Genomic DNA, 10201 nt, shown 5'->3' with positions numbered 1-10201 from the left:
CGGTGCTCCCGGTGACGGTAGGGTCTCCCACCACGCCGTTGCTGTAGACTAGTTGATAGACGAAATTGGCACGATTCAGGACGCTTATTGTGTCCTGAATCCCAAACTCCGGTCCCAGCGACGTTGTGCCCGGGATCACGTAGCTCGGAGGGAAATAATTGAACACCGATGACGGTGTGAACAGATTCTGCTGCAGGCTGATCGCTTGCGAGCGCAAATAGACACCGTCCGACCGACCGCCGAGATTGCGCAGGATCGAAGTTATGAAAAGCGCGGGTTCGCGCAGGTGACCGTAGTTCGGGTCGGTCTTGGCGTCGCCACGCGCCTCGGGGTCAAGCAGGATGGCGCGGATCACCGCGCGCATGTCACCGCGCACGCCTTGGCCGTTGTTGTTGAATACCGTGGCGACGCGGGTGATGTACTGCGGCGAGGGGTTGCTGGTGACCAAATGCTGGATAAGCTGTTTGCCGATGAATGGACCGACGTTGGGGTGATTGAATACCGCGTCGAGGCCGTCAGCGAGATCTTGTTCCGGCGTCTGGCCACCGGGCAGCACACGACCCTGGAGAATGAGTTTCGGACCGGTATCGTGATGGCTCGCGAACGATACCATCGTGCCCTCGTAATTGATCGGGTTGGCCCACTGCGACGCAGCACCGGGCCGCGGCGGGTAGGCCCAGCCGGTGAACAGGTAGGCATAGCCTTCGATCACGTCCTCGTTATAGGCCGGGATCGGACGGCCTCGCGCATCGGTCTGCACCGAACCGTCGATATTGAGCATGTTGACGCCGATCGAGAACAACTGCAGCAACTCGCGCGCGTAGTTTTCGTTCGGGGTGGTGCCGCTCGCCGGGTTGGCCTTGCCGTTGTTGACCATGTCCAGGTAATTGCCCATGACCGGACTCAGGGTCACGTCGTTCAGCAGGCTGCGAAAATTACCGAACGCGTCCCGTAGCAGCATGTTCTGGTAGGCGGCCATGCCATAGGCCTCGTAGATCTCGGTGCCGGAGACGACGAATATCTGCGATAACGCGAACGCGACGCGCTGGCGCAACTGGTCGGCGCCGCTCAGGGCGTTTTGAAAGAAGCGTCGTTGCACCTGGAACAGGCTGTAGTTGTCGCGCGCGCACCGGCTTGCCGCGCTGGTTGCCGTGCCGTCGTTCTGGCAAGTGGTGGGTGCGTCGTGTGTGACGTAGGCAAAACCGGAGTACCCGGCCGGTGCGGTGGCAAACTGCTCGTTAAGGTAGGCGTCGAATCCGACGCTTTGCAGGTGCGCGATGTCCTGTGCCGTGGCGCCAAAGCTGGATTGCTCGAGCATCCGGGTGGCGTCCGCCTGGGAGACGACGATTTGACTGGAGGCAGTGCCGGAGCCGGTCAAGGAACTGGAGTCGCTGCAGCCACCGAACGCCGCCAGCGTCAGTGCCGCGATCGCGATCAACGTGCCTTGCCAGGCATTCCGTACCCGGTTTCCGGCGGTCCCGCGATGTATGTTAATTTTTGCCGTCACGATTATTTTCCTCCAGTGGTGTCCGCTGTGTGCGGCACCTCTGGGCTTTCCTGGCCGCGACAGAATCCTGAACTTCGATCCGTCATTAACGCAGCGACCTGGAATACGTTGTCCATGGTTCCTATTCAGTTGGATGCGAAGGCGTTGCTTTCGCGACGCATCCTACCGGGACCATAGTTCGCCGCCTATGGACGAGCAGGCAGAATACGACGCGCATCCGACGATCGGGCCAATCCTGCAGACAAGCGCCGACTGAGCGTGCGTTACGACATCGCGGGTAAATGGGCCTGTACGAATACCTGGGGCGTTATGCGTGATTTGTCGGATGGAGATATCAGCACAGCGTATCTGGATTTCTTGCGTTCTATCGACGGAAGCGATTTCCGCAAACTGGCGAGTTTGTCTGGATGTATTAATAATGCGAATTCCCGTCCGCGCAGCCGAAATCGTTCGCCCATTCCCTTCTGAATTGCCATCTGCCGCCGTCGACCGTTAATATGCACCCCCACGTCCGGCCCCGATTCAGAGGGGTACGGTGACTTACCGAAAAACCAAAAGTGGCCTTCAGGCTATTTCTTTATAGAGGGGCTGAAAATGAAACAGTTACTGAACCTTGTGCTCATGACCGGCGTGTTCCTGACCGGTTGTGTATCGACCTCGACCTTCGACAAGAAACAGGCCGAACTCATGGCTTGCCAAATGCAGGCGCAGGACGACCTCAACGCCTGCAACAGCGCGCGCAGCGAACTCGACACCAAGCTCACGGTGGCCAATCAGGAACTCGGTGTGTTCCGCCAGGCAGCGGAAGCCAGGCAGCGCAAGCTTGACGAACTCCAGAATCAGGAGAAGCAGTTGCGCGAGCGACTCAGCAAGGAGCTGACAGACAAGAATGTCGAGATCGAGCAGCTTCACGGTCAGATTGTGGTGCGCATGCCCGACAAGGTCGTATTTAAGTCGGGTAGCGCGGACATCCTTCCCCAGGGCGCGGAAGTGCTCGACAAACTGGCGGACGCCATCAAGGACAGCACCGCCATCATCCGCGTCGAGGGCCACACCGACGACACGCCGATCAGTGGCAAACTCAAGGCGAAATATCCCTCGAACTGGGAATTTTCGGCGGCGCGCGCGTCCGCCGTCGCGCGCTACTTCGAAACCAAGCACTTCATCAATCCGAAACGCCTCGAGTCCCTGGGCTTTTCGATGTATCACCCGGTGGCACCCAACGACTCGGATGAGAACAAGCAGCGCAACCGCCGCATCGAGATCGTGCTGAAGCCGGCGGCCGACCCGGAACCCGCGAAGGAGTCCGCCGCCACGGAACCGGCGCCGATGACACCCGCGGCGAAGCCGTAAGCTTCGCCTGCCGCCTCAGGCGGCAGGCCTTTTTCAGGAGCGGAATCGGGATGCCATTGCCGCTCCTGACCCCGGATGTAGCCGGATAGTCCGTTTTCAAGGCGCAAAGATTTCCGGCAAGGCGTAAACTAACTGCGTATGCTGGATTAACATTCATGAGGGCGCCACCTTGGCCAAACCGAACTATCAGTTTCAGAAGCGTCAGAAAGAACTGCAAAAGAAGAAAAAGATGGAAGAGAAGCGCCAGCGCAAACTGGCAAAAGGCGCTGATCAGCCCGATGAAAATCCGGAGCCGTCCCCGGAGCAGAGCGAGACCGTCGCGAAGGACGAGTAGCCATCCGGGCGATACGGCACCATCGCGGCGTAAGCCGCGTGCATATCCAAACATTCTGATGCAATACCCGATGAATTGAGAGGTCTGAAAAACCCATGATAAATTTGAAATGCTTTAGTGGAACGCGCTGCCTGCGGACGTTGTGGATGGCAGGCATCCTCGTCGCCGCGTGCAGCTTCGGCCCCGCCCAAGCCGACGATACCAGTCTTGACGACAGTGCCAAAAAGGTCGGAAATAATTTCGGCGAGTTGCTCAAGGGTATGGGTCAAGAAGTGAAGAAAGTCGGCAAATCGGACGGCGCGGCGGAGAAAAAAGACAATAAGAAAGAAACGAATCCGGTCGATAAAGAGCAGGATAAGGGCAAGCAAAACCCTAACTGACTCCCCGGCACACTACGTGTTTGTCCACCGCCTGACGTAAAGCGCATTTTGCGCAACCGCCGATGCGCACGGCGAACCTTACCGCCAAGGCCCCGGTTGCGTCCCGGTTCGCACCGCGCGATGATTCGGGTGCTCCACGCTGTACCCGGCAAGTTCGCTCTACCCCGATGAACAAGACAAGGGAGAGAACCCATGATCAAAGCCTATGCCGTCAAGAAACCCAAAGGCCGCCTCGAGCGCATCGAGTACGATCCCGGCGCGCTCGGCCCCGATCAGGTTGAGATCGATATCATCGCCTGCGGCCTGTGTCACTCCGACCTGTCCATGGTCAACAACGAATGGGGAAACAGCGTCTATCCGCTGGTCCCCGGCCATGAGGTTGTCGGCAAGATCGCGCAACGCGGTGCGAACGTAAAACATCTCAAGGTCGGCGACACGGTCGGGCTGGGCTGGTTCAGCGGCAGTTGCATGACCTGCAACCAGTGCATGAGCGGCAACCACAACCTGTGTCCGAACGGTGAGCAGACTATCGTCGGCCGCCACGGCGGCTTCGCCGACAAGGTGCGCTGCAAGGCCGAGTGGGCCACACTCCTGCCTGCGGGGCTCGACGTCAAGAAGGCGGGGCCGCTGTTCTGCGGCGGCATCACGGTATTCAACCCCATCGTGCAGTGCGACGTGCGGCCGACGCATCGCGTCGGCGTGATCGGCATCGGCGGCCTCGGTCATCTGGCGCTGCAATTCCTCAACAAGTGGGGTTGCGAAGTGACCGCATTCACCTCTAGCGACGCCAAGCGCGCCGAGGCCATGCAAATGGGCGCCCACCACGTCGTCAACTCGCGCGATCCATCGCAACTGAAGAAGATCGCCGGCTCGCTCGACTTCATCCTCTCGGCCGTCGCCGTGGACCTCGATTGGGATGCCTACCTGGCCGCGCTCGCGCCCAAGGGCCGCCTGCATACCGTGGGCGTCATTCCCTCGCCCATCCCGGTGCCCCCGTTTTCGCTGATCGGCAACCAGCTGAGCCTCTCCGGTTCGCCGCTTGGCTCGCCCGCCACGATACGCACGATGCTCGAATTCTGCGCGCGCCACCGAATCGGGCCCGTGGTCGAGACCTTCCCGATGAGCCGCGTCAACGAAGCCTTGGCCCACCTCGAGGCTGGCAAGGCGCGCTACCGCATTGTGTTGGAGAACGATTGGGGCTGAATCGAGCAGGAACTTCTGAATCTTCCCCGCGCCGAAGAAACATCGATCATTGATCCGATGAGAGGAGAGACAATGGCAAAGCTCGTGGCGCTGTACAAGAAACCGGCGAATGCGGCGGCGTTTGACGCCTATTACTACCGGACTCATATAACCATCGCCAAGACGGTCCCGGGACTGCGGCGTTATGAGGTCAGTGCCCGTCCCATTACTACACTCCAGGGTGAGTCACCCTACCACCTGGTGGCGATCCTGAGCTTCGATTCGATGGAAGCGATCCAACAAGCGCTGGCCTCGCCGCAAGGCCAGGCCACGGCGGCGGATCTGGCCAACTTCGCGCAGGCGGGCGTGGAGCTATTGGTGTTTGAATCCAAGGAGGTGTGACTTGAGTGAAGTTTCGAGCGCCGTTCCCGATCGTTCTCTCAACGGACCTCACTCCCCGAACCGCACCCTGGACCATTCGGCGCGGTGGACGTCCTCGGCATCAACCCCCACACGTTGCGTACGCATGCGCAAGCTGGGGATAGACTGGTGGGGTTTCCGGAAAAAGTGAGGCGAGGGCCGGCGCAGGTCTCAGTCGCTTAACCGATCGAATCTACGGGAAAGATCTGCTATCCCCCGGGCGCATCAGCTGCGTCGAATATACAAGTCGTCAGGGCCAGTGCGAGAATTGATTCCACCGCCTGCACGCGAAGCACTAGGAATGCGCAAATGATTAAAGCCTACGCCACCGAACGCGCATTTTAAGGCATACTTCCGGTCTAAGTAGGAAGCAGGAAGTACCACATGACCCAGCGACTCGACATACCCGCCCCGGTGGCCATCAAGCTGCCGGCGATGATGGCGCCCTTACCGCTGCCGGACGCTGAACGCGCGCGCCTCGGAGAACGCATCAAGCGTCTGCTCAAGGAGCGGGATGCGGTGCTCGTGGCGCACTACTATGTGGACGAGGATTTGCAGCGCCTCGCCGAGGAAACCGGCGGATGCGTGGCGGATTCGCTCGAGATGGCGCGTTTCGGTAATGCCCACCCGGCGCGCACGCTGGTCGTGGCCGGCGTCCGGTTCATGGGTGAGACCGCCAAAATCCTCAATCCTGAAAAGCGCGTGCTCATGCCGACGCTGGAAGCCGAGTGCTCGCTCGACCTCGGTTGCCCGGCGGATCAGTTCATTCCCTTTTGCGACGCTCATCCCGAGCGCCAGGTCGTGGTGTACTCCAACACCAGCGCCGAGGTGAAAGCCCGCGCCGATTGGGTGGTGACCTCGAGCATCGCGGTGAAACTCATCGAACACCTGAAAGCCCGCGGCGAAAAAATCCTCTGGGCGCCGGACAAGCACCTCGGCACTTATATTCAACGCGTCACCGGCGCGGACATGCTGTTGTGGAATGCCACCTGCGTGGTGCACGACGAGTTCAAGGGCCAGGCGCTGGCGGCGCTCAAGCGTCAGCACCCCGATGCCGCGGTGATTGCGCATCCCGAGTCGCCGACGGCGGTGCTCGAACTGGCCGATGTCATCGGCTCGACCAGCCAGCTGATCCAGGCGGCGAAGACGCTTCCGCAGCAGACACTCATCGTCGCCACCGACCGCGGCATCTTCTACAAGATGAAACAGGCGGCGCCGGGAAAGATCCTCATGGCCGCGCCCACCGCGGGCGAGGGCGCCACCTGCGAGAGTTGTGCCCATTGCCCGTGGATGGCGATGAACGCGCTGGACAACCTGGCGCAGGTGCTGGAGACCGGTGTGAACGAGGTGCACGTCGACGAGGCGGTGCGGGTGAAGGCGCTGCGCGCGACGCAACGGATGCTCGACTTCGCGCGCACGATCCAACAGAAAAACCACGGAGATTGACGGCTTGATTTCACCCGGCATCAGACGGGACATAAATCAATCCACCTGGCTATGCTGCACTAAGCGGCTCGGTGCACAGTTGATCGATCAATGGCCGGCCGTGCTTCTACCCTTGGCCTGCTGGATGGTAACCACTCGACGCGCGGATGGGGCAAGTCATTTTCCGGTAGCACGAGTATCCGAACTCCGAATTTGCCGAAGAATTTTTCGTGATCAATGTCCGGAAATTCCACCAGCAACTGATGGAAGTGGCGTGGATTCAGGCAAACCATCTGCGGCCTGACCCCATGTTTGTACTCAAACGCCTGGACCAAACCCACGATGTAGCTAAGCATGCTTCACCTCCTTAGAGTTGTTCGAGATGACGCCATCACTTATCTATTTCAACTCGGGCAACAGACTCTGCGACTCCATATATCTCATCACTTGCGCCGCGGCCTCCTGGGGCGTGATCCGGTCGTTGTGAATCACGATTTCAGGTGACAGCGGCGGCTCGTACGGATCATCCACGCCGGTGAACCCGATGCCCTTGCCCGCGGCCAGCGCGGCACGCGCCTTCTTGTACAGACCTTTGGGATCGCGCGTTTCGCACACCTCGATCGGCACGTCGACCAGGATTTCAATGAAGGGCAGACCGGCCTCCCGATGAATCTGGCGGGCACGGTCGCGGTCCTTGCGGTAGGGGCTGATGAAGCTGGTGAGGGAGATCACCCCGGTATCGGCGAAGAATCTGGCAACCTCGCCGATGCGGCGGATGTTCTCCTCGCGGTCGGCTGCGGTAAAACCCAGGTTCTTGTTCAAGCCGTGGCGGACATTGTCCCCGTCGAGCACATAGGCCAATTGACCGCGCTCGACGAGGGCATGCTCGAACGTGAAAGCGATGGTGCTCTTGCCCGCACCGCTGAGCCCGGTGAACCAGATGGTTGCCCCATTCTGGGAGAGCAGTTGCTCCCGGTCCTCGCGTTTGACGTGCCCCTCGTGCCAGGTGATGTTGGTTGCACGTACATCGGTCATTTCAGTTGCTCCGCTTCAGAGAACCGGACCGTCTTGTCCGCGGGTCGCCTCGGCTAGCGGCTCCATGCGACGCGCAGGAGGCCGTCTTCGTCCGTGTAATGCGAGTCCAGCTTACCGTGATAGGCGTGGTGCAGTGCCTCGCCGATACCGTGCACCAGGTGCGAATCTGTGAAGGTGACCACGGTGTGGTCCGGTTCTTCCTTGACGTCCATGATGCGTTCGAGCGGATGCTCGGCTTTCGCCTTCGCCTCGGCATGACGGACGAGGTGCAGGATCTCCTCGCGATGCTCGGCGAAAAACTCCCCGCTCAACGTCAGCTGTCCGGCCGGAACCCGGTCGTGTATCCGCTTGCACGCGGGACAGAGATGCTGTTCGGACTCTGGCGCCGCCTTTCCCCACCGCCATTGCCCGTGATGAACGATCGCACCACACTCGGGGCAAGTAGTCGGCTCCGGCCACTTGCCCCGCGCCCGATAGGGATCGCTCACACGCTCTTCATCCATGCGATCCCTTCTCGGCTGATGACTGTAGTCTTCGTGCTTCTTTCGTCCGGTCATGGCACACCTCCTACGCATCACACGCACAAGACAAAATCGCCGGGAGCGATTTTGAACAGCCGCAGGCTGGCCCCACGCGCGGAATACAGAGACGTATTCCGTAATTTGAACAGCCAGGTTCACGCCACTCACGACAACTACATACGCATCTAGTCACGGCAATCCGCCGCCTGCTTTGATGCACGTCAATCTGCATGCCGTTGCTCGCGGAAACGCGAGAGAAATAGGGGAAAGACCGCACTTTGGGGTGAGGAATAATTTCCAGGAAGGTCAGTGGGGTTCGCGCTTTACATGGCATTACCACAAAATCTCACGCTCGGATCGAAACTCCCTGTCTTGTCCGGAGACAGGGTCATGGAAGCGAATCATTTTGGCCAGGAGCTGGAGCGGCTGGCCGAAATCATCTTCTGTTTGCGGTTGCAGCTCGGGATAAACCCGGTCGTTGATGATTCTGAACCCCAGACTGCTCAGGTGCAGCCGCAGCTGATGGGTTTTGCCGGTGACCGGCTGCAAACTGAAAAGCCCCCGGTTGCCTTTCACTTCCAGGAGCTGGATGTGTGAACAGGCGTTGACGATACCCGGGACGGTTTTCATCCGGAACGCCGGTTCGCCCCGAACGATCCGGTTTGCGACCGTCCATTGGTTTTCCCGCGGCGTTTGATTCACTTCTGCCAGCGCGTGATAGGTTTTCTCGACTTTCCCGTGCATGAAGAGCTCATGGTAAAGGCGGCGGGTGTCTGGGTTGACGGAGAAAATGACGATGCCCGCGGTCTCGCGGTCCAGCCGGTGCAGGGGCACCAGATCGGCCATACCGGTTCGGTGGCGCAAGCGGTTCAATAAACATTCCTCCACATAACGGCCCCCCGGAATAACGGGCAGAAAGTGCGGCTTGCAGGCTACCAGCAGCTCGTCATCCTGAAACAGGATTTGTTCCGCAAACGGAATGACTGGCTCGTTTTCAATTTCGCGGAAATAGAAAATTCTTTTGGAGGGAGAATACGGTGTGTCCGCGGTAATGGGTTCGCCTCGGTCGTTCAGCACCTTGCCTTCGCGTATGCGTTCCGCCCATCGATTCCGGGAAATATCCGGAAATTTCCTGAACAGAAATTCCACTATCGAAGGATAGGGCTGTTCCGCTGCCGGCATGGTCACGACAGAAGGATGTTTGGCGATAGCCATTTACACGATTCTACGCGACAAAAAATAAATTGGGTTAGCGCCTGTTCGCCGCAACAAGAACACGTGCTTGGCTTGAGAGGTTAAGATCTTCCGAGGTTTTATTTTTTTCTTCGCGGGCGGTCCTTAACCTGCGTAGATCCGAGAGACTGACCGAGATGAACCTGGCCACCAGGCATTTGCCAGTGCGAGCAAATGGTGGAAGTTGTCGTTTTGTTGAAGCGCTTGGTTAAAGGGGTCGTAGCGATTTTTCATTCGGCCCCGCCCCCCCGGCCTGGCGGCGCCTGTCGGCGGGCATCCAGTTGTCCCGCGCGCTGAAGATGTCGCGGTAGCTGCAGTACAGACTGGCGGACACCACCGGCAGAGTGACGGATCCGATCATGATCCACAGCAGGTAGCCGGCCCATAGCGACAGACTGGCGGCGATCGCGCCGAGGAGGACGGGCATGAGCAATACGCCCAGCAAAACCAGCAGGGCGGCGGTGAAATGCCGGCTGGCCTTGAGACTTTGCCGTAGCGAGGGCACCAACGGTTCGTCGCGCAGGAAGGTGAGCGGTAGCGCATAGATCAACGCCGCCGTGAGCAGAACGTAAAGCACGAAGGTGAGCAGCGACACCGCGAACATCCCGAGTAGTGTCAGGTGATCGAGGTTCGACCAGTTGGAGACCCAGGCTTCACCCACCACCAGCCGCACCAGCAGATTAATCAGCAGCACCGCGGTCACGCAGAGCACGCTTGTCGTCGCTGCCGGCAAAAACCGCTTCTCGTCCCGGAATACATCCAGCAGTTGTCGTGGTGATTGTTTCAGCGCGGGCAGTCGCAGCTCGGCCGG

12 protein-coding genes are annotated in these 10201 nt (G+C 59.6%); 6 read left to right on the top strand and 6 right to left on the bottom strand.

Going from position 1 to position 10201, the window contains the following annotated elements:
• A partial coding sequence (locus WB402_RS04065) for a DUF1800 domain-containing protein (protein WP_424205636.1) occupies window positions 1–1507 on the bottom strand: 1507 nt, incomplete at its 3' end.
• Window positions 1508–2101: 594 nt separating this feature from the next.
• Between WB402_RS04065 and WB402_RS04060 the strand changes: the two genes are divergently transcribed.
• From WB402_RS04060 to nadA, 6 genes are all read left to right on the top strand, one after another.
• On the top strand, window positions 2102–2860 hold the full coding sequence (locus WB402_RS04060; protein ID WP_424205635.1) for an OmpA family protein: 759 nt from the start codon (window positions 2102–2104) through the stop codon (window positions 2858–2860).
• Between the two features lie 169 nt (window positions 2861–3029).
• Window positions 3030–3194 carry a hypothetical protein gene (locus WB402_RS04055; RefSeq protein ID WP_424205634.1) on the top strand — a complete coding sequence of 55 codons (165 nt, stop codon included), beginning with the start codon at window positions 3030–3032 and terminating at the stop codon, window positions 3192–3194.
• A gap of 146 nt (window positions 3195–3340) precedes the next feature.
• Window positions 3341–3574, top strand: a complete 234-nt coding sequence (locus WB402_RS04050) for a hypothetical protein (protein ID WP_424205633.1) — start codon at window positions 3341–3343, stop codon at window positions 3572–3574.
• A gap of 192 nt (window positions 3575–3766) precedes the next feature.
• On the top strand, window positions 3767–4777 hold the full coding sequence (gene ahr / locus WB402_RS04045) for an NADPH-dependent aldehyde reductase Ahr (protein ID WP_424205632.1): 1011 nt from the start codon (window positions 3767–3769) through the stop codon (window positions 4775–4777).
• Between the two features lie 72 nt (window positions 4778–4849).
• Complete coding sequence (locus WB402_RS04040) at window positions 4850–5158, top strand: EthD family reductase (protein WP_424205631.1); 309 nt, start codon at window positions 4850–4852, stop codon at window positions 5156–5158.
• A gap of 402 nt (window positions 5159–5560) precedes the next feature.
• Complete coding sequence (gene nadA / locus WB402_RS04035) at window positions 5561–6622, top strand: quinolinate synthase NadA (RefSeq protein ID WP_424205630.1); 1062 nt, start codon at window positions 5561–5563, stop codon at window positions 6620–6622.
• Between the two features lie 59 nt (window positions 6623–6681).
• On the opposite strand, the gene WB402_RS04030 is transcribed toward nadA, so the two are convergent.
• From WB402_RS04030 to WB402_RS04010, 5 genes are all read right to left on the bottom strand, one after another.
• Window positions 6682–6957, bottom strand: a complete 276-nt coding sequence (locus WB402_RS04030; RefSeq protein ID WP_424205629.1) for a hypothetical protein — start codon at window positions 6955–6957, stop codon at window positions 6682–6684.
• Between the two features lie 43 nt (window positions 6958–7000).
• Window positions 7001–7636, bottom strand: coding sequence for an adenylyl-sulfate kinase (gene cysC, locus WB402_RS04025; RefSeq protein WP_424205628.1), 636 nt, complete (start codon window positions 7634–7636; stop codon window positions 7001–7003).
• 53 nt (window positions 7637–7689) lie between these two features.
• A complete protein-coding gene (locus WB402_RS04020) occupies window positions 7690–8193 on the bottom strand; it encodes a BCAM0308 family protein (RefSeq protein ID WP_424205627.1) in 504 nt (167 codons plus the stop codon).
• A gap of 297 nt (window positions 8194–8490) precedes the next feature.
• Window positions 8491–9339 carry a pseudouridine synthase gene (locus WB402_RS04015; RefSeq protein WP_424205637.1) on the bottom strand — a complete coding sequence of 283 codons (849 nt, stop codon included), beginning with the start codon at window positions 9337–9339 and terminating at the stop codon, window positions 8491–8493.
• A 259-nt stretch (window positions 9340–9598) separates the two neighbouring features.
• Window positions 9599–10201, bottom strand: a 603-nt coding sequence (locus tag WB402_RS04010; RefSeq protein ID WP_424205626.1) for a hypothetical protein, incomplete at its 5' end; no start/stop codon positions are given.

It is taken from the genome of Sulfuricaulis sp. (assembly GCF_049587675.1).
Lineage (GTDB): Bacteria > Pseudomonadota > Gammaproteobacteria > Acidiferrobacterales > Sulfurifustaceae > Sulfuricaulis.
Note: the sequence above shows the minus strand (reverse complement) of the source record. Positions and strands in the feature narration are given on the sequence as shown.

Bases quoted from the DNA above. Each gene is read 5' to 3' on its own strand.
- WB402_RS04060 (WP_424205635.1), top strand. From the start codon at position 2,102: ATGAAACAGTTACTGAACCTTGTGCTCATGACCGGCGTGTTCCTGACC.
- WB402_RS04050 (WP_424205633.1), top strand. From the start codon at position 3,341: ATGGCAGGCATCCTCGTCGCCGCGTGCAGCTTCGGCCCCGCCCAAGCC.
- ahr (WP_424205632.1), top strand. From the start codon at position 3,767: ATGATCAAAGCCTATGCCGTCAAGAAACCCAAAGGCCGCCTCGAGCGC.
- WB402_RS04040 (WP_424205631.1), top strand. From the start codon at position 4,850: ATGGCAAAGCTCGTGGCGCTGTACAAGAAACCGGCGAATGCGGCGGCG.
- nadA (WP_424205630.1), top strand. From the start codon at position 5,561: ATGACCCAGCGACTCGACATACCCGCCCCGGTGGCCATCAAGCTGCCG.
- WB402_RS04030 (WP_424205629.1), bottom strand. From the start codon at position 6,957: ATGCTTAGCTACATCGTGGGTTTGGTCCAGGCGTTTGAGTACAAACAT.
- cysC (WP_424205628.1), bottom strand. From the start codon at position 7,636: ATGACCGATGTACGTGCAACCAACATCACCTGGCACGAGGGGCACGTC.
- WB402_RS04020 (WP_424205627.1), bottom strand. From the start codon at position 8,193: ATGACCGGACGAAAGAAGCACGAAGACTACAGTCATCAGCCGAGAAGG.
- WB402_RS04015 (WP_424205637.1), bottom strand. From the start codon at position 9,339: ATGCCGGCAGCGGAACAGCCCTATCCTTCGATAGTGGAATTTCTGTTC.